Below are 24,751 nucleotides of genomic sequence, written 5' to 3' on the forward strand. Positions count from 1 at the left end.
CTGATGTTTGTAGCTCCCGAGTCAACGCCGCGGGGCCAAGCACGACACTATGCGTGTCCGCAAAGATCGCCGGAATGTCCGCAATGGGTCGAAAGCCGAAGTTCGCCTAAAGCCATTCCGCGCGCAGGCTTGAGCACGTCCTTGTAGAACTTCTTTTTGAACGGGGCGATCGCCACCGGGAGGCCGGCGGGCGGGCCGGCCCATTTGGGTGGACGGCCGACGTTGCCAATCGATGCGTTTGCGACAACAAGATTGGGACAGGGGGGATTCATGCTGCTGATGATGACGATGTTCGCCGGTGTTGCGGCGCCTGTGCTGACCGGAGACTGGATCCGACATAACGACTACCCCACGAGCGCGCTGCAACGGGGCGAAGAGGGTGCGGTCGAGTATCGCGTGGTCGTTTCTCCCGAGGGCAAGCCTGAAAATTGTGAAGTCCTGGCGATCACGGGGGAAGAGAAGTTCGGTCGCCTTACCTGTTCCTTGCTGATGCGCCGCGCCCGCTTCAGCCCGGCGACGGACGAGGCGGGTCAGCCGGCCTACGGCGTCTTCCACAGCATCAACAATTTCTGGCTGCCGAAGGGCACAAAGTCCAAATATCCGATGCGCTTGACGCCGGATCTGAGCCTGGCCGTCGAGTCCCTCCCTGCCGACGTGCCATCGCCCGCCAAGGCGGCGGTGCACATTGTGGTGGACGAGGGCGGGGCCGTCCAGACGTGCTCCGTGCCTTCGTCCGAACTGCATCAGACGCTCGCATCGGTCGCCTGCGCCCAAATCCCGAAGCTGTGGGAGGAGGCACCGGTCAAGAACGCCGCGGGACTTGCGATACCTTATGTGCGAACGGTGACTGTGAGCTTCGAGGCCGAGCGCCGCTGAGTTCCTCAGACGTTAGGGAGGGGAGGAAGAGGCCGACGTCCCCTAAAGCCACTCCGCGAACGCTTCGAGAACGTCCTCGTAGAGCTTCTTCTTGAACGGGACGATCATCGCCGGGAGGTCGGCGGGGTCGGCCCATTTCCAGGCGCGGAATTCGGGGTGCGCGGTGGCGATGTCGATGTCCTCGTCGCGGCCGACGAAGCGGTAGAGGAACCAGGCCTGGCGCTGGCCGCGGTAGCGGCCCTTCCACATCTTGCCGACGAGGTCGTCGGGGAGGTCGTAGGTGAGTTCGACCGGGCAGCGCGCGATGAGCTCGACCTGCTCGGCGCGGATCCCGGTCTCCTCTTCGAGCTCGCGCAGCGCGCCGGCCTCCGCATCCTCGCCCTCATCGAGCCCGCCCTGCGGCATCTGCCAGGCCTCGAGCGTGCTATCGAGCCGCTGGGCGACGAACACCTTGCCGTCGCGGTTGAGCAGCATCACGCCGGCGGCGGGGCGGTAGGGGAGGGTATTGGGGTCGGTCACTTCGTTCCTCTCATGATTTCAAGCACGCCGTTCGCCCTGAGCTTGTCGAAGGGCTTCCTTCCCCCTTGGGTCACGAAGGAAGGGGCTTCGACAGGCTCAGCCCGAACCGATCGCATCCGCCTCGGTGAGCAGCAGGTGCAGGGCGACGGCGCAGCCGCGAATATCCTCCTCGGTGGAGGGGATCGCTTTGCGCAGGTTGATGAAGCCGTGGATATTGCCCTCGGCCTCGCGGAAGATGGTGGGGACGCCGGCCTGGATGCAGGCGGCGGCATAAGCGCGGCCCTGGTCGCGGATCGGGTCGAGGCTGGCGGTGACGACCAGAGTCGGCGGCATGCCGACCTGGCTCTTTACGAGCGGGGCGTAGCGCCAGTCGGTGGCGTCGGGCCTGTAGCATTGATCGAACCAGTGCATGCCCTCGCGCGTCAGCAGATAGCCCTCGGCGAAATCGGTGAAGCTCGGATAGCCCTTGGCGGGGTCGGCGGCCGGGTAGATCGGCCATTGCACGAGCACCGGCACCGCGGCGGGCTCGTCGCGCAAGGCGAGGCTGGCGACGATCGCGAGATTGCCGCCGGCGCTGTCGCCCGCCACGAGCAGCCCGGTCACGGCGCGGCCGAGCGCCTCGGGACTGCCCGCGATCCAGCGCGCGGCGGCGATCGCGTCCTCGGGCCCGGCCGGCCAGGGATGCTCGGGCGCCAGCCGGTAGTCGACGGCCACCACCGGCAGGTCGAGCAGTCGCGCCATCTCCGCGCAGAAGGGCTCGTGCGTGTCGAGGTCGCCCAAAACGAAGCCGCCGCCATGATAGAAGACCATCACCGGACCGGGATCGCGCGCCTCGCGTACGTCGTAGAGGCGAAGCGGAATCTCCCCGGCCGGGCCGGGCGCGGCGAGGTTGCGGATCACGGCGAGCTCGCCGACCGGCGCGTCGGCCACATGGCGCGACGCGTGCATCATCGCCCGTGCCTCGACCGCGCCGACCTGATGGCTCCTCGGCCCCGGCAGAGCGTTGAGGAAATCGAGGAACTTGCGGACATCGGGACGGACGAAGGGCTCTGGCATGCAATCTCCGTTGAGAAGCGACTCGCGCGCACTATCTAGGGGCCAGGTCCTCGAACGCGCTACTGTTGTGGCCGGGCCCATCGCTCGTTAGGCTCGGCGCATATAGCGAACGGAGGAGTGATGGCGACTGCCACGCATCTGGTGACTCCCGACGAAGCCCGCGCGGATCAACCGCTCGAGGCGGTGGTGGTGCGCTTTGCCGGCGACAGCGGCGACGGCATGCAGCTGACCGGCGGCCAGTTCACGCTCTCCACCGCTTTGGCCGGCAACGACCTCGCCACCTTCCCCGATTTCCCCGCCGAGATTCGCGCGCCGCAGGGCACGACCTTCGGAGTCTCCGCCTTCCAGATCAATTTCGGCTCTTCCGCGATCGAGACGGCCGGCGACGCGCCCGACGTGCTGATCGCGATGAACCCGGCCGCGCTCAAGACCAATGTCGACGCGCTGAAGGCGGGCGGCCTCGTGATCGCCGACGAAGGCGAGTTCGGCGCGCGCAACCTCGCCAAGGCGGGCTATGATTCCAATCCGCTCGACGACGGCTCGCTCGCCCGCTGGCAGCTCATCCGCTTCAACATCTCGCAGCTCACCCTCGACGCCGTGAAGCCGTTCGGGCTCGGCAACAAGGAGGCGTTGCGCTGCAAGAATATGTGGACGCTGGGGCTCGCGCTCTGGATGTTCGACCGCGACCGCAAGCCGATCGAGCAGTGGCTCAAGACCAAGTTCGCCAAGAACCCGATCCTCGCCGAGGCCAATATCGCCGCGCTCAATGCCGGCCATGCTTATGGGGAAACCGCCGAGATCGGCGGCCCGATGAAGCAGCACCATATCGATCCGGCGCCGGCCGAGCCGGGCCTCTACCGCACCGTCACCGGCGCCGAGGCCATTTCGCTCGGTCTCGTCGCCGGCGCGCAGCTGGCGGGCCTGAAGATGTTCTTCGGCGGCTATCCGATCACGCCGGCTTCGGCGATCCTCCACCATCTCTCGCGGCTCAAGGAATATGCGGTCACGACCTTCCAGGCCGAGGACGAGATCGCCGCGATCTCGAGCGCGATCGGCGCCAGCTTCGCCGGGTCGCTCGGCGTCACCTCCTCGTCGGGGCCGGGCATCGCGCTGAAGGGCGAGGCGATGGGCCTTGCGATCATGACCGAGCTGCCGCTGGTCATCATCAACTCGCAGCGCGGCGGGCCTTCGACCGGCCTTCCCACCAAGACCGAGCAGTCGGACCTCTACCAGGCGGTCTACGGGCGCAACGGCGACGCGCCGATGCCGGTGCTGGCGGCACGCTCGCCCGCCGACGCGTTCGACTGCGCGATCGAAGCGTGCCGGATCGCGGTCCAGTATATGACGCCAGTGATGCTGCTCACCGACGGCTATATCGCCAATGCCGCCGAGCCGTGGCGGGTGCCCGACATGGGCGGCTACGCCCCGTTCCCGGCCGCCTTCCACAGCGATCCGCCGGCCGAGGGGGAAGGGGTCAACCCGTACGCCCGCGACGGCAAGCTCGCCCGCGTCTGGATCAAGCCGGGCACGCGGGGGCTCACCCACCGCATCGGCGGCATCGAGAAGAATGTCGGCACCGGCCATATCGATTACGCGCCGGCAAACCATCAGGCGATGACCGAGATGCGGCGCGACAAGGTGCTCGGCGTGGCCGATTCCGTGCCCGAGCAGGAGGTCTGCCTCGGCGAGCCGGGCAGCCGCCTGGTCGTGGTCGGCTGGGGCTCGACCTTCGGGCCGATCCACCAGGCGGTGCGCCGCGCCCGCGCCCGCGGCGTCGACGTGGCCCACGTCCATATTCGCCACATCTGGCCGCTGCCGAAGAATCTGGGCGATCTGCTAAGGACTTACGGGCGGATCATCGTTCCCGAGATGAACACCGGCCAATTGAAGACCCTGCTGCGCGATCAATATCTCGTCGACGCCCGGCCGGTGAACAAAGTCTCCGGCCAGCCCTTCAAGATCGCCGAGATCGAAGCCGCGATCGCGGAGGCGCTGGAATGACCGTCGTTCTCTCCTCGTCGCCCCGGCGCAGGCCAGGGCCTCAGGACGGGATCGCACCCTCTCGTCACGGGATCCCGGCCTCCGCCGGGATGACGCGATGACGCCCCGTCCGCTTCCGCTGATCGCGATGCTGATCGCGGTGCTGCTGCTGATCGCATTCCTCTGGGGCTGGATCTGAACCATGAACGAGCTTGCCAAGCTGACGCCCAAGGATTTCGCGACCGACCAGGAGGTGCGCTGGTGCCCCGGCTGCGGCGACTATGCGGTGCTCAAAGCCGTGCAGCGCACCATGCCGGAGCTCGGCGTGCGGCCGGAGAATATCGTGTTCGTCTCCGGCATCGGCTGCTCGTCGCGCTTCCCTTATTATATGGAAACCTACGGCTTCCACACGATCCACGGCCGCGCCCCGGCGTTCGCGACCGGGATCAAGCTCGCCAATCCCGAGCTCGACGTCTGGATCATCACCGGCGACGGCGACGCTTTGTCGATCGGCGGCAACCACACGATGCACGTGCTGCGGCGCAATCTCGACTGCCAGATCCTCCTGTTCAACAACGAGATTTACGGCCTCACCAAGGGGCAATATTCGCCGACCTCGCGGGTCGGCACGCGCTCGCCTTCGACGCCGTTCGGGTCGGTCGACCGTCCCGCCAACCCTTGTGCCTTCGCGCTTGGTTCGGGCGCCCGCTTCGTCGCGCGCGGCATCGACGTGAACAAATATCTGCCCGACGTGCTGAAGGCGGCGCATGCCCACAAGGGCGCTTCCTTCGTCGAAATCTTCCAGAATTGCATCGTCTATAATGACGATGTCTTCGCGTCCTTCACGGCCAAGGAATTCGCCGCCGACCGGCAGCTCTGGCTAGAGGCCGGCAAGCCGATGCTGTTCGCCGGCGGCACGCGCGGCCTCAGCCTCGATCGCGAGGCGCTGACGCTGAAGGTCGTCGAGGTCGCCGACGGCGACTGGGAAGCGGCCGGGGTCATCGTCCACGAGCCCGCCAACAAAGCGGTCGCCCACATGCTGGTCGACATGCCGTTCGGCGCCTTCCCGATGGCGCTCGGCGTGATCTACGAAAATCCGGCGCCGACCTTCGAGAGCGCGGTCGTCGAGCAGAATCGAGATGCCGCCGCCGGCAAGACGCCCGACCTCCAGACGCTGGTCGGCAAGGGCCAGAGCTGGATGGTGGAGAAGGAGCCGCACGCGATCTGAGGCCGTTGCGCTTCGGGCCGCGGCTTGCCATGGCGCCGCAATGAACCAGGAACAACGCGGCCGTCACCTCGTCTCCGCCGACCGCGCTTTCGCGACCGGCGGCGGGCCGCTGCTCCATCCGTTCGGCTGGAGCTTCCACAAGATACTCGACCGGATCGACGCCGGCCTGCTCGAAGGCGGCATCGACGCGACCCTGCCGGACGGCGCGCATCGTATTCTCGGCGGCCGCGCCCCGGGGCCCCTTCCGGTGGTCCATGTCCATCACTGGCGCGCGCTGGTCCGCCTCGTCACCTCGGGGTCGGTCGGCTGGTACAAGGCCTGGGCGCTGGGCGAATGGACGAGCCCGGACCCGGTCCCGTTGTTCGACCTGTTCATGCGCAACGGCGAGAGCCTCGGCGCCGTCGCCCGCGCCAAGGGCGTGTGGCGGTTCGTCAATCGCTTCGCCCACCTCTTCCGCCGCAACAGCAAGGCGAATGCGAAGAAGAACATCGCCTTCCACTACGATCTCGGCAACGATTTCTATCGCGACTGGCTCGATCCGAGCATGACCTATTCGAGCGCGATGTTCGCCGGCGGCGACACGCTCGAGGCGGCGCAGCAGCGCAAGATCCATGCGCTTCTCGACCGCCTCGACCTGAAGCCGGGCCAGCGCCTGCTCGAGATCGGTTGTGGCTGGGGCGCGCTCGCGATCGCCGCCGCGCGCGATTACGGCGTCGAGGTGGTCGGCCTCACCTTGTCGACCGAGCAAAAGGCCTGGGCCGAGGCCGCGGTCGCGCGCGCGGGCCTGTCCGACCGGGTCGAGATCCGCCTCCAGGATTATCGCGACGTCACCGGGACGTTCGATGCGGTCGCCAGCGTCGAGATGGTCGAGGCGGTCGGCCAGGATTATTGGCCGTCCTACCTGCAATCGATCGCCCGCGTGCTGAAACCCGGCGGCCGCGCCGCGCTGCAACTCATCTCGATCCGCGAACCTTTGTTCGACGCCTATGCCGCCAGCGCCGACTTCATCCAGACCTACGTCTTCCCCGGGGGCATGCTGATCAGCGAGCCCCGCTTCCGCGCCATCGCCGAGCGCGCCGGCCTGGAATGGCGCGACCGCACCGGCTTCGGCCTGGATTATGCCGAGACCCTGCGCCTGTGGCGGGAGCGTTACGACGCGGCCGTGGCGGAAGGCCGTCTGCCCGGCTTCGACGACGCCTTCCACGGGCTTTGGCGCTATTACCTCATGTATTGCGAAGGCGGCTTCCGCGGCCGCGGCATCGACGTCGCCCAGGTGACTTTGGTCAAGGGCTGAGTCCTACGCGTCATTGCGAGGAGCGCAGCGACGCGGCAATCCAGTGCGGCGGTTGGGCCGGCGCTACTGGATTGCTTCGCTACGCTCGCAATGACGGGGAGTTAGGCCCCAAAGCCTCAGCGGACCTCGAGGCGGTGGCCGGTTTCGAAGTCGCTGTTGACGAGCGCGACGATCGCGTCGGCGACGGTGGCGGGCTGCTTGATCGTCGCGGGGTCCTCGCCGGGGAAGGCGCGGGTGCGCATCACGGTCGCGGTCGCGCCGGGATCGACGATGGCGGTGCGGATCGGGCTGACGTTGCGGACTTCCTCGCCATAAGCGAGCACGAGCGCCTCGAGCGCCGCCTTGGACGCGCCGTAGGCGCCCCAGAAGGCGCGCGGGCTGCGGCCGACGCTGGAGGTGACGGCCAGAAGGCGGCCATTGTCGCTCTGGCGCAGCATCGGGTCGAACGCGGCGATCAGCGCCTGCTGCGCGGTGACGTTCAACGTCAGCAGCTTGGCGAATTCCTTGCCGTCGATGCTGGGGACGGGCGTCAGCGTGCCGAGCATCGCGGCGTTGAGCACGAGCAGATCGAGCGCCTGCCAGCGTCCGCCCACCGCCGCGGCGAGGCGGCCGATGCTGTCATTCTCGGTAAGGTCCATCGGCGCGATCGTCGCGCTGCCGCCGGCAGCGTGGATGCGCTCCTCGACCTCTTCCAGTCCGGCCGCGGTGCGCGCGGTCAGGACGACATGCGCGCCCTCTCTGGCCAGTGCCTCGGCCGTGGCCGCGCCGATACCCCGGCTGGCGCCCGTAACCAGCGCCAGCTTCCCCGTCAGTGTCGTCATTATGCGTAGCGTTCCGATAGCAGAGCCAGCTGGTCGGCCGGCTGCGTTTCCTCATGGTCGGTCAGGCGGGTGGGATAGTCGCCCGTGAAGCAGGCGTCGCAATGCTGCGGCTGCGCTTCGTCGCGCATGTCCTCGCCCAAGGCGCGGTACAGGCCCTCGATCGACAGGAAGGAGAGGCTGTCGGCGTTGATGTAATCGGCCATCTCGGCGACGTTCATCTGCGCGGCGAGCAATTTGGCGCGCTCGGGCGTGTCGACGCCGTAGAAGCAGCTGTGCCGCGTCGGCGGCGAGGCGATTCGCATATGGATCTCGCGCGCGCCGGCATCGCGCAGCATCTGCACGATCTTGAGGCTGGTCGTGCCGCGGACGATCGAATCGTCGATCAGGACCAATTTCTTGCCCTGGATGAGGGCGCTGTTGGCATTGTGCTTCAGCTTCACGCCGAGGTGGCGGACCTGGTCGCCCGGCTGGATGAAGGTGCGGCCGACATAATGCGAGCGGATGATGCCGAGCTCGAACGGAATGCCCGATTGCTGGGCATAGCCGATCGCCGCCGGCACGCCCGAATCGGGCACCGGCACGACATAATCCGCATCGACCGGATTCTCGCGGGCCAGCTCGGCGCCGATCTGCTTGCGGACCGTGTAGACCGAGGCGCCGTCCACGATCGAATCGGGCCGGGCAAAGTAAACATGCTCGAAGATGCACGGCCGCGGGCGAACCGACGCGAACGGGCGATGCGACTGGATGCCGCGGTCGGAAATGACGACCAGTTCGCCCGGCTCGATCGAGCGGATATAGGTCGCGCCGACCACGTCGAGCGCTACCGTCTCGGACGCGAAGATATAGGCGTCGCCGAGCCGGCCCATGACGAGCGGGCGGATGCCGAGCGGATCGCGGCAGGCGATCATGCCTTCGGCGGTGAGGCAGACGAGCGAATAGGCTCCCTCGACCTGCTTCAACGCATCGATGAAGCGGTCCATCAGCGAACGGTAGCTGGAGGTCGCGACGAGGTGGATGATGACCTCGGTGTCGGAGGTCGACTGGAAGATCGAGCCACGCTGGTTGAGCTCGCGGCGCAGCCTCATCGCGTTCGAGATGTTGCCGTTATGGGCGATCGCGAAGCCGCCCGAGGCGAGCTCGGCGAAGAGCGGCTGGACGTTGCGCAGCGCGGTGTCGCCGGTCGTGGCGTAGCGGACGTGGCCGATCGCCTGGCGCCCGGCGAGGCTGCGGATGATCTCGTCCTTGTCGAAATTGCCGGCGACATGGCCCTGGGCGCGGTGGCTGCGGAAGTTCTTCCCGTCAAAGCTGGTGATGCCGGCGGCCTCCTGGCCGCGATGCTGGAGCGCGTGCAGGCCCAGCGCCACGACGGCCGAGGCCGTCTCGGCGCCCCAGATGCCGAACACGCCGCATTCCTCGCGGAGCTTGTCGTCGTCGAAAGGATGGGTGGTCAGCATCGCATAGCTCATGTCGCCCCGGATGGCCGCGCATATAGGCACGAAGAACGGCTTTGTCGCCCCATTGTCACAACTCTGGTCCCGTTACGGTAATTGCCCTAATCCTCGCACGGTCGATCTGAACCTTGGCTGAGGCCCGCGCATTGGAGCGGATATGAGATATTGCCTGCCTGTCCTTCTGCTTCTCGCCGCCGGCTGCTCCGGGGGCGCGGAGGCCGATAATGCGGCCGCGCCCGCTGCTTCCAAGGAGGCTGCCGCGCCGTCGCGACCCGCGCCTGCAAGCGGCGAGCTTTCGACCCTGACCGGCCTGTACGAAGGCGGCAAGGCCGGCCAGCCGGACCAGATGTGCATCGTCCCGCGCGACGGGGCGCAGCATTTCGGCCTCGTCGTGTGGGGCGGCAATATGCACAGCTGCTCGGGCAGCGGCACCGCGACGCGCGAAGGCGGGACATTGCGCCTGGCCATGGCGGGCGACCGCACCTGTACGATCGATGCGCGGATCGACGGCACCACCGTCACCTTCCCGGCTACTCTGCCGGAAGGCTGCGCTTATTATTGCGGCGCGCGCGCCAGCCTCGCCAACGCCACCCTCACGCAGAAGGGCACTACGCCGGCCGACGCCGGCAAGGCGAAGGACCTGGTCGGAGAGCCGCTCTGCGGGAGCTAGTCCGCGCCCCGCCGGCTTGACGTTGACGTGAACGTCAAGTACCTCTCCGGCCATGCCACAGTCCGCCTTGCACTCCGATTTCCGGCACGCCGAGACGAGCACGCAGACCTATACGATCACCGATCTCTGCGAGGAGTTCGGCGTGACCGCGCGGGCGCTGCGCTTCTACGAGGATGAGGGGCTGATCGCGCCCGAGCGGCAGGGTCTCACCCGTGTCTATTCGTGGCGCGACCGCGCCCGGCTCGCCTGGATCCTGCGCGGCAAGCGCGTCGGCTTCAGCCTCGCCGACATCCGCGAGATGATCGACCTCTACGACCTCGGCGACGGCCGCGAATCCCAGCGCCGCGTCACGATCGAGAAATGCGCGGCGCGGGTCGAACTGCTCAAGAAGCAGCGGGTCGATATCGACGCTGCGATCACGGAGCTCGAAGGCTTTATCGAAATGGTCGCCGGCGCGGAGCAGAAGGCCGGCAAGACCCAATGGAAGGGCGCCGGCGCTACCGCCTGACCCGGCCCGCCGTCCGCCCCCGGATTTCCTCAGGAGCTTTTCAATGCCGAGTTATACCGCCCCCGTCCGCGAGACCCGCTATATTTTCGACCATCTGCTCGGGCTCGACAAATATTCGAACCTGCCCGGCTTCGAGAATGCGACGCCCGACATGATCGAGGCGATCCTGACCGAGGGCGCGCGCTTCGCCGAAGAGGTGCTGGCGCCCCTGAACAAGGTCGGCGACGAGCATGGCTGCGTGCGGCACGAGGATGGATCGGTGACCACGCCGCCGGGCTTCAAGGAAGCCTACGACCAGTTCCGCGAAGCCGGCTGGACCACCCTGTCCAACCCGGTCGAATATGGCGGGCAGGGGCTGCCGCACGTAGTCGCCACCGCGCTCAACGAATATCTCGTCTCGGCCAATCAGGCGTTCGAAATGTATCACGGCCTCACCCAGGGCGCGATCGCATCGATCCTGACCAAGGGCAGCGACGAGCAGAAGGCCAAATATATCCCCAAGATGGTGTCGGGCGAGTGGGGCGGCACGATGAACCTCACCGAGCCGCATTGCGGCACCGATCTCGGCCTGCTCCGCACCAAGGCCGAGGAGCAGCCCGACGGCAACTACAAGATCAGCGGCACCAAGATCTTCATCTCGTCGGGCGAGCACGACCTGACCGAGAACATCATCCACCTCGTCCTCGCCAAGCGCACGGGCGCGCCGGACAATGTGAAGGGCATCTCGCTCTTCATTGTGCCCAAGTTCCTGGTGAACGAGGACGGCTCGCTGGGCGAGCGCAACGGCGTCGTCTGCGGCTCGATCGAGGAGAAGATGGGCATCCACGGCAACTCGACCTGCCTGCTCAATTATGACGGCGCGACCGGCTATCTGGTCGGCGAGCCCGAAAAGGGCCTGCAGGCGATGTTTATCATGATGAACGCGGCGCGGCTCGGCGTCGGGCTGCAGGGCCTCGCCCAGGGCGAGGTCGCGCGCCAGAATGCGGTGCAATATGCCAAGGACCGCCGCCAGGGCCGCTCGCTGACCGGCGCCAAGGAGCCGGAAGAGAAGGCGGATCCGTTGTTCGTCCATCCCGACATCCGGCGCATGCTGATGGAGGGGAAGGCCTATAACGAGGCGGCGCGCGCATTGCTGCTGTGGGGCGCGCTCCAGGTCGACCTCACCCGCAAGGCGCAGACCGAGGAGGAGCGCGAGGCGGCCAACGACATCATCTCGCTGGTCACCCCGGTCATCAAGGGCTTCCTCACCGACAAGGGCTTCGAGGTCGCAGTCAATGCGCAGCAGGTTTATGGCGGCCACGGCTACATCCGCGAATGGGGGATGGAGCAGTTCGTCCGCGATGCCCGCATCAACATGATCTACGAGGGCGCCAACGGCATCCAGGCGCTCGATCTGGTCGGCCGCAAGCTCGGCCAGAATGGCGGCCGCGCCATCCAGGGTTACTTCAAGCTGCTCGGCGAGGAGATCGGCGCCGCCAAGGGCGACGAGGCGACTGTGCAGGTGGCGAATGCGCTGGAGAAGGCGGTCGGCGACCTCCAGGCGGCGACGATGTGGCTGATGCAGAACGGCATGGCCAATCCCGACAATGCCGGCGCCGCTTCCTACAGCTACATGAACCTGATGGGGCTCGTGACGCTCGGCCTGATGTGGCTGCGCATGGCCAAGGCGAGCGCTGCCGCCGTGGCGGACGGCGTCGAGGACCGGGCGTTCCACGAGGCCAAGCTGATGACGGCGCGCTTCTACGCCGAGCGCATCCTGCCGCAGACCGGCGCCGAGCGCCGCAAGCTCGAGGCCGGCGCCGAAAGTCTGATGGCGCTTCCGGTCGAGGCGTTCTGACGCGTCAGGCTTGATGCTTCCTTGCCCCTTTTTCTGTCCGTAGGGGTTGCCCGATCCGGATTGTGCGGGGTTGCGATTTCCGGGAGGGACGGCAAGAATGCGTAAGCTTTTGCTAACCATCTTGGGTTAGCAGGGCTTTCCGTCACATAAGGTTCGATCGCTTAATGCCGGCCGACAGCGCACGCCATCCCGTAGCGGGAGTCCGTTCGGGCTCGCTGCGCCCGGCTGTGTCGCTGATCGCCGCCTTCAGCCTCGTGCTGATCGCCGTGACGTGGTGGGCGGTGTTCGCCCAGGCGCGCTTCGAGCGGAGTGAGGCGATCACTGCGGCGGTGCGCCAGAACGCCAATCGCGCGATCGCGCTCGAGGAGTTCGTCGCGCGGACGCTGCAGACGGCCGACTCGGCGATGCTGCACATTGCGGGGCAGTTTCACCACGTGGACGGTACGGCGGGGCGCCCGCAACTTCTCACGGACGACATCGTCCGCAACCGGCTCTTCACGGCGGTCAGCGTCGCCGATGCCAAGGGCGACGTTATCGCAACTTCGTTCGATCCGCCGCCAAGCCATTTCAACGTGGCGGCCCTGGAGACATTCGCGGTCCATGTGGAGCGTGACACGGGCAAGCTCTATTTCGGAAGACCGCGTTACTCGGCGCGCCTCGGCGAAGCCGTGGTGGCGGTGTCGCGCCGGATCAACAATCCGGACGGCAGCTTTGCGGGCGTCGTCAACATCCAGATGCCGCACGAGCGTTTCACGGACTTCCATACCCACGCCGACGTCAAGCCGACCGACCTGATCGCCGTGGTGGGCCTGGACGGTATCGTTCGCGCCCGGCGCACCGGATCGGATTCCAGCTATGGCCAGGACCTCAGCCGCGCCGTCGCCACGCGCATGCAACGCGAGGGCAAGGACGGCACCTATGAGGGCGGCGCGACGCTCGACGGTGTCAGTCGCTTCATCGCCCACCGCCGGGTCGACGGCCAACCGATTTTCGTCACCTCGGGCGTCGGCCGCAACGAGGTGCTGGCGCCGCTGGGCAATCGCCACAGGGCCTATTTTGCGGGGGCTGCCTTGCTCACGGTGGGCATCCTCGCCTTCGCGACTTTGCTGATTGCCGCCCTCCACCGCCGCCAGAAGACAGCGACCGAAATTGCCGAGGCCAACGAGCGGCTGCACGAGGCGCAGCGGATCGGCCAGATCGGCGACTGGGTTTACGACGTCGAGAGCGGCTTCACCCACTGGTCGGATCAACTCTACGCGATGAACCGCCGCGATCCGACGCAGGGGCCGCCCACTTATGCGGAGATGGTGTCCTATCTCGACGAGCCGAGCCGCCGCGTCCTGGAGCGCGCGATCGGCCTCGCCATCCGTTCGGGCGAGAAGCAGGAATATCAGATGACGGTCCGCTTCCCCAACGGCGACGTCTCGCATCGACAGACGGTCGCGGTGCCGACGCTCGACAGCAGCGGCCAGGTCGTGCGGCTGCACGGCACGGACCAGGATATAAGCGCGCGCAAGCTGCTCGAAACGCTGCAGGCCGAGATCGCGCATCTGTCGCGCACGGAAGCAATGAACACGATGGCGGCGACGCTGGCCCACGAGATCAACCAGCCGCTCGCCGCCGCCAGCAACTATCTGGTCGGCGTGCGCCGCCTGCTGGGCCGGCCGGGCCGCGAGGAGCATGTCGAGGAGGGCGTCGACGCGGCGGCGCAGCAGATCCGGCTCGCCGGGGACATCATCCGCCGCATCCGCGACATGGTCTCCAACAAGGAGACCTGGCACGAAAGCGCCGCGGTGAGCGACATTGTCGAGGATTCCGTCTCGCTGATCGCAATGGCGAACCGCTATCCCGATATCGATCTCCAGGTCGATATTCACCCCTCGGCCGCGATGATTACCGGCGACCGTGTCCAGATCCAGCAGGTGCTGATCAATCTCGTCCGCAATGCTTGCGACGCTGTGAGCGAGGTCGATCAGCCGCAAATCAGCATTTGCGGCGATCGGGTCGGCCATGACATCCGCATTTGCGTTCGCGACAATGGCCCGGGCATTTCCGATTCCTGCGATCTGTTCGCGCCTTTTTCGACGTCCAAGGAGAGCGGTCTCGGCCTCGGCCTGCTGATCTCGCGCACGATCGTCGAAGCCCATGGCGGCCGGATCTGGGCGGAGCCGCGGGAGGAGGGAGGCACCAGCCTCTGCTTTACCATTCCCGTCGTGCCCGCGACGCTGGCCCTGGATGGGACCGCACTAGACGATGCCGAGCAGGAATTGCAGGCGCAGAGCGGCTGAGGTCAGAGCCCGGCCTCGAGCTGGGTGAAGCGGACCGCCATAACCTCGCGCCGCTCGATCTCGCCCTCCGATCCCTTCTCGACCACGGTAAGCTTTTGGATCTCCTTGCCCCCGAGCGGCATGACGAGCACGCCGCCGCGCGCGAGCTGGTCGAGCAGCGGCTCGGGGACTTCGGGGGCGGCGGCGGTGACGAGGATCCGATCGAACGGCGCATGCTCGGCCCAGCCGCGCGATCCGTCCCCGACCCGGACCGCGACGCCGGTGTGGCCGAGCGCCAGCAGCCGCAGCCCGGCTTCGCCGGCAAACTCCTCGACCACCTCGACGCTCCACACGCGCGCGCCCATTTCGGCCATCAAGGCCGCCTGGTAGCCGAGACCTGTGCCCACTTCGAGCACGCGTGAGCCCGGTTTCAGATCCAGCAAATCGAGCATCAGCGCGCAGATGAAGGGTTGGGAGACGGTTTTGTCGAACCCCAGCGGCAGCGGCGTATCGTGATAGGCGAGCGCCGCGAGCTGGGCGGGGACGAACAGGTGGCGCGGCACGTCCATCATCGCCCGCGACACGCCGGGCTCAAGCCTGTCCTTGCCGATCTCCTCGCTGGCCAGATCGAAATGCAGGTCGATCACTTCCACCATGTGCCGGCGAAGGATCGCCAGATGGTGCTCGTTCATCGGCTTCATCGCCCTGCTCCGCCCAGATACCCGTGATCGCCCAACGCACGCCTCCGGAACATTCTCCCCGCGCCGCTTGTATCGGCGGCGGCCGGCCCTATCCTCACCACGAAGAAGAGGGGGCTGGAATGGACGCACTCGAACGCGGCCAATTGACGGTGATGCGCATTCACTATGGCGCGGCGTCGGCGCTCGCCGTGGTGGCGGCGATATTCGTAGATTGGCTGTTGTCGGATCAGCTCGGCACGCCGCTCGGGATCGTCGGCGTGCCGGTCCTCCTGTTCGCTTTCTATGCCGCGTTCGTGGCGCCGAGGCGTCGTTACCGCGCCTGGGGCTATGCGATCGACGAGGACAATCTCCGCATCGCCCGCGGAGTCTGGCACCGGGTGGAAACGATCGTGCCGCTTTCCCGCGTGCAGCATATCGACATTTCACAGGGGCCGGTCGAGCGCGCCTGCGGCGTCTGCCGGCTTGTCCTCCACACCGCCGGCACGATGCACAGCCGGGTGGTCCTGCCCGGGCTCGAGCGGGCTCGCGCGGAAAAGATGCGGGGCGCGATCCGCGCCAGGATCGGCACGGGGCCGCTGTGAGCGAGACCGTCGCCGACCAGCGCGTCCATCCTGCCACGATCCCGCTGCGCTTCCTGAAGGAAGTGCCGTCGAACCTGATCGGCCTGCCGGCGATCTTCGCGGTCGTCTCGGATGTCGGGCTCGGCACGGTCCTGCTTGTCGCGGCCGCGGCCGGCGTCGCGACCTTCGTCGTCAACTGGCTGAAATGGCGAACCTTCCGCTACGGCGTCGGCAGCGGCGACATCGTCATCGAGAGCGGCTTCCTCCATCGCACGCGGCGCTCGATCCCGTTTCACCGCATCCAGGATATCGATATCGAGCAAAGGCTCGGCCAGCGCCTGTTCGGGCTCGCCAAGGTCCGCATCGAAACGGGCGGATCGGGCAAGGACGAAGGCGTGCTCGACAGCGTCAGCCTCGCCGAGGCCGATCATCTGCGCAGCGTGTTGAAGCAGGCGCGGGGAGGGGCGGCTCCGGTAACGGAAGCGCAGGTTCACGACGCGCTTCCCATCATCACAATGCCGCTTGGCCGCGTGCTGCTGTCCGGCCTGTTCAACTTTTCCCTGCTCTACATCGCGGGCCTGTTCGCGGTCCTGCAGAGCTTCGAGCCGTGGCTGCCCTTCGACATCTACGATCCCGGCCGCTGGATGGGGCTGATCGGCGCGGACGTGGCCGGGCGGTTCTCGCTCGTGGCGATCGCATCCGTGCTCGTGCTGGCAGCCGGGCTCGGCGTCCTCACGGGCGTGCTCCGGATCCTCGCCCGGGATTACGGCTTCCGCCTGAGCCTGGAGGAGGAGAGCCGCTTTCGCCGGGTACGGGGCCTGTTCACGCGCAGCCAGAGCGTAATCGCACGCGACCGCATCCAGCTCGCCCTGGTCACCGACGGGCCGGTGCGGCGGCTGTTCGATGGCGCCGACCTCTCATTCCAGACGCTCAGCGCCGGCGCCGAGGATTCGGGGCGGCAGAGCGTCGCGCCTTTCTCGACCACGACCGAGGTGGAGCGGATACTGTCCCTGGCGGGCGCCTATCGCCTGCCGCACGCGGGCGAATTGCAGATGGTGTCGCGCCGCCACGTGTTGCGGGTGGTCCTCGCCGAACTGCTGGTGCCGCTACCGCTGCTGCTGGTCGCCGCCTTGTTCTGGCCGGCCGCTTTGCTGCTGCTGCCCTTGCTGGCGCTTGGCGCGGTCGGGGCGGTCGTCAGCCGCCGCTTTCACCTGCATGGCCTTCGCGACGGATTGCTGTTCGTGCGGAAAGGCTTCTGGCGACGGCGACTCTGGATCGTGCCTGCTGCGAACGTTCAGGCCGTGGCGGTGACCCGGACGTTGCTGCAGCGCTGGCTGGGCCTCGCCACGCTGCACGCGGATACCGCCGGCGCCGCGACGTTCGATTATCCGCGCATCGTCGACATCCGCCATGCCGAGGCGGTCGCGCTCGCCGCGACCTTGATCGAGCGCTAGAGCGGCCGCGCCATCAGCAGGTCGCGCTGGAGGTCGCTGCCGAGCTGGAACCCGCGTTCGCCGACCGTCTCGAAGCCGTAGCGGCGGTAGAAGGACAAAGCGCGGCCATTATGCTCCCACACGCTCAGCCAGATCGCGTCGCCCAAGGGGGCAGCGGCGGCAAGGGTGCGTTCCATCAGCGCCGCCGCGATGCCGCGGCCGTGCTGGTCGCGGTCGACGTAGAAGCGGCAGATCTCGAACGGCCGCTCCGCCTTTACGCAGTCGGGTGACGGGCCGGCGCGGAAATAGGAATAGCCGACGATCGCTCCGTCCATCTCTGCGAGCACCACTTCGGATCCGGCCTCAGCGATCTCCTCGCGCTGCAGGTCGGGCGCGTAGGTGGTGCGGAGATAGTCCGCCATGTCCTCGGGCGTGTTTTCGGGGCCAAACGTCTGCTCGAAGACATGGGCGGCGAACGCGGCGAGCGCCGCAGCGTCCGCGCTGGTCGCGTGGCGCAGCGTGACGGCGCTCATGCGATCGCGGCGCGGACCGCCGCTGCGAAGGCTGCGCCCTGCTCGGGGTCGTAGCCGAGATAGAGGTCGGGTTCGACGAGCTCGAGCTCCATCAGCGCCGGCCTGCCGTCGAGGCCGCGGACCAGGTCGACCCGGGCGTAGAGCAGATCCTCGTCGACCGCTGCGAGCGCCGCCTCGGCCGCCGCGCGCTCGTCGGGCGCCGGATCGTAGCGGGCGATGATGCCGTCATATTCCGGCTGGACGCGGAAATCGCTAGGCTGCGGCCGTTTCGAGATTGCGTGGCTGAAGCGGCCGGCGAAGTAGAGAAGGGAGACTTCGCCGTCGGTCTCTATCGAGCGGAGATAGGGCTGGATCATCGCCGGGCCCGACGGGCCGTCGTCGAAAGCGGCGCCGGGCGACCAGCGGATCGTCTGCCAGGCGCCGGCCGAGACCTGCGGCTTGGCGACGAGCCGGTCGGTGCCGAAGCGGGCCGAGGCGTCGCGCAACGCCTCTTCGGTCAGGCGATCGGCATAGAGCGTCGGTACGATCGGGGCGCCCTTGGCTTCTAGGCGGGCGAGATAGGTCTTGTCGGCGTTCCAGCGCAGGACCGAAGGCGGATTGCGCAGCGCGAGCCCGGCCGCTTGCCAGTCTGCGACCCGCTCCGCCCAGCGGCCGTTGCCATGATGATAGCCCCAGGCGAGGAGGGGCAGGACGAGGTCGAAGCCGGAGAGGTCCGGCTCGGTCCAGCTCCGCCCTTCCACCTCCACGCCGGCGGCGCGCAATGGCGCCGCGAGCCGCGCGAGCACGTCCGGCCAGCGCGTGGAATAACCGTCACTCTCCGCGTCGGGAGTGAGGATTGCGATCCTCCCCTGGGCCAAGGTTCAGCTCTCCGGAAGGAAGTCCGGCACCGAGAGGTAGCGCTCGCCGGTGTCGTAGTTGAAGCCGAGGATGCGGCTGCCTTCGGGCAGTTCCTTGAGCTTCTGCGCAATGGCCGAGAGGGCCGCGCCGGAGCTGACGCCGACCAGCATGCCTTCCTCGCGCGCGGCGCGGCGAGCCCATTCCTTCGCGTCCTCGGCCTCGACCTGGATCGTGCCGTCGAGCAACTGGGTGTGGAGGTTCTTCGGCACGAAGCCGGCGCCGATGCCCTGGATCGGGTGTGGGCCCGGCTGGCCGCCGGAAATGACCGGCGACAAAGTCGGCTCGACCGCGAACACCTTGAGGTTCGGCCAGGCCTTCTTCAGCACCTGGGCGCAGCCGGTGATGTGGCCGCCGGTGCCGACGCCGGTGATCAGCACGTCGATCGGGCTGTCGCGGAAGTCGTCCAATATCTCCTGCGCGGTGGTGCGGACGTGGACCTCGATATTGGCGTCGTTCTCGAACTGCTGCGGCATCCAGCTGTCGGGCGTCTGGCCGATCAGCTCGTGGGCGCGCTCGATCGCGCCCTTCATGCCCTTTTCCTTGGGCGTGAGATCGAAGGTCGCGCCATAGGCCAGCATTAGCCGGCGGCGCTCCAGGCTCATGCTTTCGGGCATGACGAGGATCAATTTGTAGCCCTTGACCGCCGCCACCATGGCGAGGCCGATGCCGGTATTGCCCGAGGTCGGCTCGATGATCGTGCCGCCGGGCTTCAGCGCCCCGCTCCGCTCCGCATCCTCGATCATCGAGAGGGCGATGCGGTCCTTGACCGACCCGCCCGGATTGGAGCGTTCGGACTTGATCCAGACTTCGGCGGACCCGAACAGGCGGCTTACCCGGATGTGCGGCGTGTTGCCGATCGTCTCGAGGATGTTTGCGGCTTTCATGGCTGTCCTTTCTCGGCTCTGGGATCGAGGCCCGCGACCATTGCGGGGACTTCTACGTCCGGAACGTCCTTTCCGGAAGCTTCGGCAAGAATCTTTGGATCGGGCGCGACGAACCGGTCGGCGCGGCGCAGCCCCGGGAAGAGCAGGGCGCAGAGGCCGGTCGCCGCCACCGCCAGCGCGCCGCCGCCCACGACCGCCATCACCGGCCCGACCGCCGAGCCGGCGAGGCCGGCGCGGAACTCGCCAAGCTCGTTGGAGGCGGAGATGAACAGGCCCGAGACGGCCGAGACGCGGCCGCGCATCGCGTCCGGCGTGTGGAGCTGGATCAGCGAGGAGCGGACATAGACGCTGATCATGTCGGCGGCGCCGAGCACGAACAGGCTGGCCAGCGAGAGCCACATCACGCGCGATTCGCCGAACACCATCGTCGCCACGCCGAACAGGGCGACGCAGGCGAACATCTTGGCGCCGACGTGGCGCTTGAGCGGCCTCCGCGCGAGCACCAGCGCGGTGAGGGCGGCGCCGACCGCAGGCGCGGCGCGGAGGGCGCCGAGGCCTTCCGAACCGACATGGAGGATGTCGCGGGCATAGACCGGCAGCATCGCCGTGGCGCCGCCGAGCAGCACGGCGAACAGATCGAGCGTGATCGCACCGAGCACGATCTTGTTGTCGCGGACGTAGCGCAGCCCTTCGATGACGGCGCGAAGCGGATGGGAGTCGCCGGCATTGCCGAGCGGGATCGGCCGGATGATCAGCATGGCGCCGAGCGCCACGCCGAACAGAATTGCCGAGGCTTCGTAGGGAAGGGCGGTGCCGAGCGCATAGGCGCCGCCGCCGATCAGCGGGCCGGCGACGCTGCCGGCCTGCCAGGCGATCGAATTGAGCGCGATCGCATTAGGAAGCAGCGGCGGCGGCACGAGATTAGGAGCGAAGGAGGCAAGGGCGGGACCGGCGAAGGCGCGGCCGATGCCGAGCACCACAGCGACCGCGAACAAAGGACCCAGCGACATCGCGTCGAACCAGACCAGGGCCGCCAGGGCCGCGGCGCAGAGCAGTTCGAGCGCGAGGCTGGCGCGGACGATCCAGCGCCGGTCGATCCGGTCGGCCACATAGCCCGCGACCAAAGTCAGCGCGAACAGAGGCAGGAACTGCGCCAGGCCGACCATGCCGAGCCAGAAGCTCGCTCGCTCGATGCTCATCGTCTCGCGCGCCAGGTCGTAGACGTGGATGCCGATGACGACGACCAGCATCGTGCTCGCCATCGTGCTCGCCAATCGGGCCGCCCAGAAGGCGCGATAGTCGCGATAATGGAAGGGGGAGGTCGCCGGCATGTCTGGCTGGCCAGTAGGGCGCTCGCCGGACGGCATCAACACCCGTGACGCCGAAAGCGGCTATTTCGCGCGGACGCCGGGCGGCGGGCAAGATTTGGCTCGCTCGGGCGCTGCCAAGAGCGCATTGTTGCCCGGGGCGAGGCGGGGATTGACGGCAAAGTGTAACATCCCCGTCCTACGGCCTCCGGCGAGGCATGAGGCGATGAAGAAACTCCTGGCAGTCGCCGCGGTGGCAAGCGGCCTTCTGGTCGTCGCGGCCCGGGCGCAGGACGGCGGCGAGAGCGCGGCCGCGCCGCCCGCTTCGGAGCCCGACTGGAGCGCCTGGACGCGGCCGCTCGTCCCCGGCGTCCCGCCGCGCGTGCCGCGCGACGCCGAAGCCTCCCCGGAGCCGGTCTCGCCGCCGGATATTGCCGACGTCGACGCCGACGCGATCGACGTGGTCGACGCCCACTGGATGGCGCTCACCATGTGGGGCGAGGCGCGCGGCGAGGGCGAGGAGGGGATGCGCGCAGTCGGCCACGTGATCCGCAACCGCTGGCTGGCGGAGCGCTACGGCGCCTATGTCACCGACACGGTCAGCCAGGCCTATCAGTTCAGCTGCTGGAACGAGGGCGACCCCAACCGCGCGGCGATGCTCCGCGTCGACGAGCTGCCGGCCGACAGCGACGGCCACCGCCAATGGCAGGCGGCCAAGCGCCTCGCCAACGAGATCCTCGCCGGCCACTCCAGCGACCCGACCGGGGGTGCGCTCTTCTACCACACGAACGCCGTCCAGCCCGCCTGGTCGCGCGGCGTGACCCCGGTCGCCCGGATCGGCGAGCATCTCTTCTTTCGTACGGCAGTCTGACGCCCGGCGAGCCTTAGCCGGTCGCGGCCGTTACGTCGGTTTTCGCGAAGTCGTCGCCCACGAAGAGGAGCGGACAGTCATGCTCCTTCGCCAGAGCATAAGCGAAACAGTCGCCGAAATTGAGGCCGGCCGGGTGGAACCCCTTGCCCCAATGCCGGTATGCGCGAACCGCGGCATGGGCCAGCGGCTCGGTAAGAGGTACGACGATCAGCTCGAAGGCGTCAATCAGCCGGGCCATGTCGTCGTGCAGCTGCCGATGGGCTGCAACGATAAGAGCCTCCGTCAAATTCGGAGCCGCAATCAGCATCTGTTCCTGCTTGGCGATTGCGGATCGGCAGTCATTCGCCGCCGGCTCGTCCTGAATGATGGCCATCAGCGCCGACGTATCGACGACGATCACGCCGGTATGCCGTCATCGCCGTAAAGGAAGTCCTGGCTCCGGGCTGCGCTCGGTCCGCCATCTGGGCCGCGCGCCCGCGCCGCGGCTATGGCACGGTCGATCGCCGCCAGCCGGCGCGCGCGCAGATCGTCGGGACACCGCTTGGGGTTCACCGGCGTCAACCGTACGGCGGGCTGGCCGTGGCGGGTGAGTATCACTTCGTCCCCAGCCTCGGCGCGGCGGACGAGATCGGTGAGTTTGCCTTTGGCATCGGTGACGGAAATGTGCATCGCACGCTCCTTCTGGACCATTAGATGGTCCAAGTTGGAGCCGCCGTCAATAATGGGCCGTTGCCTAGCCGTTCAAGCCAAGCTCACGAAGCTGTCCAGGACGCGCTTCCTACCGGCATGTTCGAAGTCGATCTCCAGCTTGTTGCCTTCGATCTCGGCGACCGTTCCGTAGCCGAATTTGGAGTGGAAGACGCGCTGGCCGAGGCTGATGTCGCTGCGGCCGGGATTGCCGAGGCTGACCGCGCTGGCGCGCGCTTCGACGATGCGTTGCGGCTCGGAATTGAAGCGGCCCGATGAAGCGGCCCGCTGCCAGCCGGGACCGCGGGTGCTGGCGCGGTTGGACTGGGCGGCGGCGAGATGGGCGAACGGGTCGGCGCGCTCGGACCAGTTGGCACGCCACAGGCTCTCGCCGCCGCTCATCGTCGTCTCATGCTCGACATAGGCGTCGGGTAGCTCGGCGACGAAGCGCGACGGGATCGACGAGGTCCACTGGCCGTAGATCCGGCGGTTGGCGGCGTGGATGATGAAGCATTTGTCCCGCGCCCGCGTGATCGCGACATAGGCCAGGCGGCGCTCCTCCTCGAGGGCCGCATTGCCACCCTCGTCGAGCGCGCGCTGCGAGGGGAACACGCCTTCTTCCCAGCCGGCGAGGAAGACGGTGCCGAACTCGAGGCCCTTGGCGGCGTGGATGGTCATGATCGTGACCTTCTCCTCGTCGCGGGAGGCCTCGTTCTCCATCACCAGGCTGACATGCTCGAGGAAGGCGCCGAGCGTCTCATATTCCTCCATCGCGCGGGTGAGCTCGTTGAGATTTTCGAGCCGGCCGGCGCTTTCGGCCGAACGGTCGGCCTGGAGCATCGCGGTGTAGCCGCTCTCGTCGAGGACGAGGCGGGCGAGCTCGGGATGGGGCAATTCGTCGAGCCGGGCACGCCAGCGGGCGAAATCGCCGACCAGGTTGCCGAGCGCGCGCCGCGCCTGCGGAGTGAGCTCGTCGGTGTCGAGCATCTGCGCCGCGGCCGACAGCAGAGGCGCGCCGGCAGCGCGGGCGAAGGCGTGGACCTTGGCCACCGCCTTGTCGCCGAGGCCGCGCTTGGGCGTGTTGACGATCCGCTCGAAGGCAAGGTCGTCGGCCGGCTGGGCGATGACGCGGAGATAGGCGAGGGCGTCGCGGATCTCTGCGCGCTCGTAGAAACGGAAACCGCCGACGATGCGGTAGGGGAGGCCGATCGCGATGAATCGGTCCTCGAGCTCGCGGGTCTGGAACTGGGCGCGGACGAGGATGGCGGTGTCGTCGAGATGGCCGCCCTTGCGCTGGATCGATTCGATCTCCTCGCCGACGCGGCGCGCCTCCTCGGGGCCGTCCCAAACGCCGATCACGCTGACCTTCTCGCCGCCGTCCTTGTCGGTCCAGAGCGTCTTGCCGAGCCGGCCGCCATTATGCGCGATGACGCCCGAGGCGGCGGCGAGGATGTGCGAGGTCGAGCGGTAATTCTGCTCAAGCCGGACGATCTTGGCGCCGGGGAAATCCTGTTCGAAGCGCAGGATGTTGGCGACCTCGGCGCCGCGCCAGCTGTAGATCGACTGGTCGTCGTCGCCGACGCAGCAGATGTTCCTGCGTTCCTGCGCGAGCAGGCGGAGCCAGAGATACTGGCTCTGGTTGGTGTCCTGATATTCGTCGACGAGGATATATTTGAAGCGCTGCTGATAATGTTCGAGCACGTCGCGGCGGGTGCGCAGGATCACGAGCATGTGCAGCAAAAGGTCGCCGAAATCGCAGGCGTTGAGCGCCTTCAGCCGCTCCTGATAGGCAGCGTAGAGTTCGGCGCCCTTGCCGTTGGCATAGGCCTCGCTCTCGCCGGCGTCGATCTGGGCCGGGGTCCAGCCTCTGTTCTTCCAACGGTCGATCAGGCCGGCAAGCTGGCGCGCGGGCCAGCGTTTCTCGTCGATGTCCGCGGCCGCGATCAGCTGCTTCAGCAGGCGGAGCTGGTCGTCGGTGTCGAGGATGGTGAAATTGGACTGGAGACCGACCAATTCGGCGTGGCGGCGCAGCATCTTGGCGCCGACGGCGTGGAAGGTACCGAGCCAGGGCATGCCCTCGACCGCGTCGCCGACGATGCGGCCGACCCGCTCCTTCATCTCGCGCGCCGCCTTGTTGGTGAAGGTGACGGCGAGGATCTCGGACGGCCAGGCGCGGCGCGTGGCGATCAGATGGGCGAGGCGCGCGGTCAGCGCCGCGGTCTTGCCCGTGCCCGCGCCGGCCAGCACCAGCACCGGCCCCTCGGTCGTCAGCACGGCCTCGCGCTGGGGCGGGTTGAGTCCGCTGATATAAGGCGGCTCTGCGGAGGTGGAAACGGCTTGGGTCACGGCGAACAGTTAGGGAACGCTG

General features: G+C 67.6%; 23 protein-coding genes. 11 read left to right on the forward strand and 12 right to left on the reverse strand.

Translation table 11 applies throughout. The features are described from left to right. Positions 1 to 270 precede the first annotated feature (270 nt). The gene (locus tag SH591_RS15500) at positions 271 to 876 is read left to right on the forward strand and encodes a TonB family protein (protein ID WP_324749865.1); all 606 of its coding nucleotides are present in this window, start codon (positions 271 to 273) and stop codon (positions 874 to 876) included. Positions 877 to 918: 42 nt separating this feature from the next. On the opposite strand, the gene SH591_RS15505 is transcribed toward SH591_RS15500, so the two are convergent. After that, on the reverse strand, positions 919 to 1,395 hold the full coding sequence (locus SH591_RS15505) for an RNA pyrophosphohydrolase (RefSeq protein ID WP_324749866.1): 477 nt from the start codon (positions 1,393 to 1,395) through the stop codon (positions 919 to 921). 96 nt (positions 1,396 to 1,491) lie between these two features. Further along, the gene (locus SH591_RS15510) at positions 1,492 to 2,451 is read right to left on the reverse strand and encodes an alpha/beta hydrolase (protein WP_324749867.1); all 960 of its coding nucleotides are present in this window, start codon (positions 2,449 to 2,451) and stop codon (positions 1,492 to 1,494) included. Positions 2,452 to 2,571: 120 nt separating this feature from the next. Here SH591_RS15510 and SH591_RS15515 point away from each other — a divergent pair, with 120 nt between their 5' ends. The 3 genes from SH591_RS15515 to SH591_RS15525 all read left to right on the forward strand — a co-directional run bounded on the left by SH591_RS15515 (position 2,572) and on the right by SH591_RS15525 (position 6,953). Then, on the forward strand, positions 2,572 to 4,452 hold the full coding sequence (locus tag SH591_RS15515; RefSeq protein ID WP_324749868.1) for a 2-oxoacid:acceptor oxidoreductase subunit alpha: 1,881 nt from the start codon (positions 2,572 to 2,574) through the stop codon (positions 4,450 to 4,452). A 181-nt stretch (positions 4,453 to 4,633) separates the two neighbouring features. Next, positions 4,634 to 5,659, forward strand: a complete 1,026-nt coding sequence (locus tag SH591_RS15520) for a 2-oxoacid:ferredoxin oxidoreductase subunit beta (RefSeq protein ID WP_324749869.1) — start codon at positions 4,634 to 4,636, stop codon at positions 5,657 to 5,659. Positions 5,660 to 5,699: 40 nt separating this feature from the next. Then, entirely contained in the window at positions 5,700 to 6,953 is a 1,254-nt protein-coding gene (locus tag SH591_RS15525) for a cyclopropane-fatty-acyl-phospholipid synthase family protein (RefSeq protein ID WP_324749870.1), read from the forward strand. 116 nt (positions 6,954 to 7,069) lie between these two features. Here the strand turns inward: SH591_RS15525 and SH591_RS15530 are convergent, their stop codons facing one another. Continuing rightward, positions 7,070 to 7,774 carry an SDR family NAD(P)-dependent oxidoreductase gene (locus tag SH591_RS15530; RefSeq protein WP_324749871.1) on the reverse strand — a complete coding sequence of 235 codons (705 nt, stop codon included), beginning with the start codon at positions 7,772 to 7,774 and terminating at the stop codon, positions 7,070 to 7,072. After that, entirely contained in the window at positions 7,774 to 9,231 is a 1,458-nt protein-coding gene (purF, locus tag SH591_RS15535; protein ID WP_322830872.1) for an amidophosphoribosyltransferase, read from the reverse strand. Before purF ends, SH591_RS15530 begins: the two co-directional genes overlap by 1 nt. A gap of 154 nt (positions 9,232 to 9,385) precedes the next feature. Between purF and SH591_RS15540 the strand changes: the two genes are divergently transcribed. From SH591_RS15540 to SH591_RS15555, 4 genes are all read left to right on the forward strand, one after another. Further along, positions 9,386 to 9,898, forward strand: coding sequence for a hypothetical protein (locus SH591_RS15540; protein ID WP_324749872.1), 513 nt, complete (start codon positions 9,386 to 9,388; stop codon positions 9,896 to 9,898). A gap of 52 nt (positions 9,899 to 9,950) precedes the next feature. Continuing rightward, positions 9,951 to 10,406: a MerR family transcriptional regulator gene (locus SH591_RS15545; RefSeq protein WP_322830104.1), complete on the forward strand. Its 456-nt coding sequence runs from the start codon at positions 9,951 to 9,953 to the stop codon at positions 10,404 to 10,406. Between the two features lie 43 nt (positions 10,407 to 10,449). Beyond that, positions 10,450 to 12,243, forward strand: a complete 1,794-nt coding sequence (locus tag SH591_RS15550; protein WP_324749873.1) for an acyl-CoA dehydrogenase C-terminal domain-containing protein — start codon at positions 10,450 to 10,452, stop codon at positions 12,241 to 12,243. 164 nt (positions 12,244 to 12,407) lie between these two features. Continuing rightward, on the forward strand, positions 12,408 to 14,531 hold the full coding sequence (locus SH591_RS15555; protein WP_324749874.1) for an ATP-binding protein: 2,124 nt from the start codon (positions 12,408 to 12,410) through the stop codon (positions 14,529 to 14,531). 2 nt (positions 14,532 to 14,533) lie between these two features. On the opposite strand, the gene SH591_RS15560 is transcribed toward SH591_RS15555, so the two are convergent. Next, the gene (locus SH591_RS15560; RefSeq protein WP_324749875.1) at positions 14,534 to 15,211 is read right to left on the reverse strand and encodes a protein-L-isoaspartate(D-aspartate) O-methyltransferase; all 678 of its coding nucleotides are present in this window, start codon (positions 15,209 to 15,211) and stop codon (positions 14,534 to 14,536) included. Between the two features lie 119 nt (positions 15,212 to 15,330). On the opposite strand from SH591_RS15560, the gene SH591_RS15565 reads away from it, so the two are divergent. Both SH591_RS15565 and SH591_RS15570 read left to right on the forward strand, forming a co-directional pair. Then, on the forward strand, positions 15,331 to 15,792 hold the full coding sequence (locus SH591_RS15565) for a PH domain-containing protein (protein WP_324749876.1): 462 nt from the start codon (positions 15,331 to 15,333) through the stop codon (positions 15,790 to 15,792). Then, entirely contained in the window at positions 15,789 to 17,225 is a 1,437-nt protein-coding gene (locus SH591_RS15570; protein WP_324749877.1) for a PH domain-containing protein, read from the forward strand. The genes SH591_RS15565 and SH591_RS15570 overlap by 4 nt, the downstream gene beginning before the upstream one ends. Here the strand turns inward: SH591_RS15570 and SH591_RS15575 are convergent. The 4 genes from SH591_RS15575 to SH591_RS15590 are packed head-to-tail and all read right to left on the reverse strand — an operon-like array spanning position 17,222 to position 20,849. Beyond that, positions 17,222 to 17,737, reverse strand: a complete 516-nt coding sequence (locus tag SH591_RS15575; RefSeq protein WP_324749878.1) for a GNAT family N-acetyltransferase — start codon at positions 17,735 to 17,737, stop codon at positions 17,222 to 17,224. The genes SH591_RS15570 and SH591_RS15575 overlap by 4 nt on opposite strands. After that, positions 17,734 to 18,594 carry an ATP-grasp domain-containing protein gene (locus tag SH591_RS15580; RefSeq protein WP_324749879.1) on the reverse strand — a complete coding sequence of 287 codons (861 nt, stop codon included), beginning with the start codon at positions 18,592 to 18,594 and terminating at the stop codon, positions 17,734 to 17,736. Before SH591_RS15580 ends, SH591_RS15575 begins: the two co-directional genes overlap by 4 nt. Positions 18,595 to 18,597: 3 nt before the next feature. Next, a complete protein-coding gene (cysK, locus tag SH591_RS15585) occupies positions 18,598 to 19,518 on the reverse strand; it encodes a cysteine synthase A (protein ID WP_322830112.1) in 921 nt (306 codons plus the stop codon). After that, entirely contained in the window at positions 19,515 to 20,849 is a 1,335-nt protein-coding gene (locus SH591_RS15590; RefSeq protein WP_324749880.1) for an MFS transporter, read from the reverse strand. The genes cysK and SH591_RS15590 overlap by 4 nt, the downstream gene beginning before the upstream one ends. Before the next feature lie 202 nt (positions 20,850 to 21,051). On the opposite strand from SH591_RS15590, the gene SH591_RS15595 reads away from it, so the two are divergent. Beyond that, on the forward strand, positions 21,052 to 21,696 hold the full coding sequence (locus SH591_RS15595) for a cell wall hydrolase (RefSeq protein WP_324749881.1): 645 nt from the start codon (positions 21,052 to 21,054) through the stop codon (positions 21,694 to 21,696). Between the two features lie 13 nt (positions 21,697 to 21,709). Here the strand turns inward: SH591_RS15595 and SH591_RS15600 are convergent, their stop codons facing one another. The 3 genes from SH591_RS15600 to SH591_RS15610 form a co-directional block, all read right to left on the reverse strand. After that, positions 21,710 to 22,096, reverse strand: coding sequence for a type II toxin-antitoxin system VapC family toxin (locus SH591_RS15600; protein WP_324749882.1), 387 nt, complete (start codon positions 22,094 to 22,096; stop codon positions 21,710 to 21,712). Continuing rightward, on the reverse strand, positions 22,093 to 22,365 hold the full coding sequence (locus SH591_RS15605; RefSeq protein ID WP_324749883.1) for a type II toxin-antitoxin system Phd/YefM family antitoxin: 273 nt from the start codon (positions 22,363 to 22,365) through the stop codon (positions 22,093 to 22,095). Before SH591_RS15605 ends, SH591_RS15600 begins: the two co-directional genes overlap by 4 nt. A gap of 72 nt (positions 22,366 to 22,437) precedes the next feature. Beyond that, positions 22,438 to 24,729 carry an ATP-dependent helicase gene (locus SH591_RS15610; protein ID WP_324749884.1) on the reverse strand — a complete coding sequence of 764 codons (2,292 nt, stop codon included), beginning with the start codon at positions 24,727 to 24,729 and terminating at the stop codon, positions 22,438 to 22,440. Between the last annotated feature and the right edge of the window lie 22 nt (positions 24,730 to 24,751).

It is taken from the genome of Sphingomonas sp. LY54, from assembly GCF_035594035.1.
In the GTDB taxonomy this organism is placed as follows: Bacteria; Pseudomonadota; Alphaproteobacteria; order Sphingomonadales; family Sphingomonadaceae; genus Allosphingosinicella.

What these genes read in the sequence shown, in the direction of transcription:
- SH591_RS15565 (WP_324749876.1), top strand. Translation starts at nt 15,331, where the DNA reads ATGGACGCACTCGAACGCGGCCAATTGACGGTGATGCGCATTCACTAT.
- SH591_RS15560 (WP_324749875.1), bottom strand. Translation starts at nt 15,211, where the DNA reads ATGAAGCCGATGAACGAGCACCATCTGGCGATCCTTCGCCGGCACATG.
- SH591_RS15605 (WP_324749883.1), bottom strand. Translation starts at nt 22,365, where the DNA reads ATGCACATTTCCGTCACCGATGCCAAAGGCAAACTCACCGATCTCGTC.
- SH591_RS15575 (WP_324749878.1), bottom strand. Translation starts at nt 17,737, where the DNA reads ATGAGCGCCGTCACGCTGCGCCACGCGACCAGCGCGGACGCTGCGGCG.
- SH591_RS15545 (WP_322830104.1), top strand. Translation starts at nt 9,951, where the DNA reads ATGCCACAGTCCGCCTTGCACTCCGATTTCCGGCACGCCGAGACGAGC.
- SH591_RS15540 (WP_324749872.1), top strand. Translation starts at nt 9,386, where the DNA reads ATGAGATATTGCCTGCCTGTCCTTCTGCTTCTCGCCGCCGGCTGCTCC.
- SH591_RS15530 (WP_324749871.1), bottom strand. Translation starts at nt 7,774, where the DNA reads ATGACGACACTGACGGGGAAGCTGGCGCTGGTTACGGGCGCCAGCCGG.
- cysK (WP_322830112.1), bottom strand. Translation starts at nt 19,518, where the DNA reads ATGAAAGCCGCAAACATCCTCGAGACGATCGGCAACACGCCGCACATC.
- purF (WP_322830872.1), bottom strand. Translation starts at nt 9,231, where the DNA reads ATGCTGACCACCCATCCTTTCGACGACGACAAGCTCCGCGAGGAATGC.
- SH591_RS15590 (WP_324749880.1), bottom strand. Translation starts at nt 20,849, where the DNA reads ATGCCGGCGACCTCCCCCTTCCATTATCGCGACTATCGCGCCTTCTGG.
- SH591_RS15500 (WP_324749865.1), top strand. Translation starts at nt 271, where the DNA reads ATGCTGCTGATGATGACGATGTTCGCCGGTGTTGCGGCGCCTGTGCTG.
- SH591_RS15510 (WP_324749867.1), bottom strand. Translation starts at nt 2,451, where the DNA reads ATGCCAGAGCCCTTCGTCCGTCCCGATGTCCGCAAGTTCCTCGATTTC.
- SH591_RS15525 (WP_324749870.1), top strand. Translation starts at nt 5,700, where the DNA reads ATGAACCAGGAACAACGCGGCCGTCACCTCGTCTCCGCCGACCGCGCT.
- SH591_RS15550 (WP_324749873.1), top strand. Translation starts at nt 10,450, where the DNA reads ATGCCGAGTTATACCGCCCCCGTCCGCGAGACCCGCTATATTTTCGAC.
- SH591_RS15595 (WP_324749881.1), top strand. Translation starts at nt 21,052, where the DNA reads ATGAAGAAACTCCTGGCAGTCGCCGCGGTGGCAAGCGGCCTTCTGGTC.
- SH591_RS15555 (WP_324749874.1), top strand. Translation starts at nt 12,408, where the DNA reads ATGCCGGCCGACAGCGCACGCCATCCCGTAGCGGGAGTCCGTTCGGGC.
- SH591_RS15515 (WP_324749868.1), top strand. Translation starts at nt 2,572, where the DNA reads ATGGCGACTGCCACGCATCTGGTGACTCCCGACGAAGCCCGCGCGGAT.
- SH591_RS15520 (WP_324749869.1), top strand. Translation starts at nt 4,634, where the DNA reads ATGAACGAGCTTGCCAAGCTGACGCCCAAGGATTTCGCGACCGACCAG.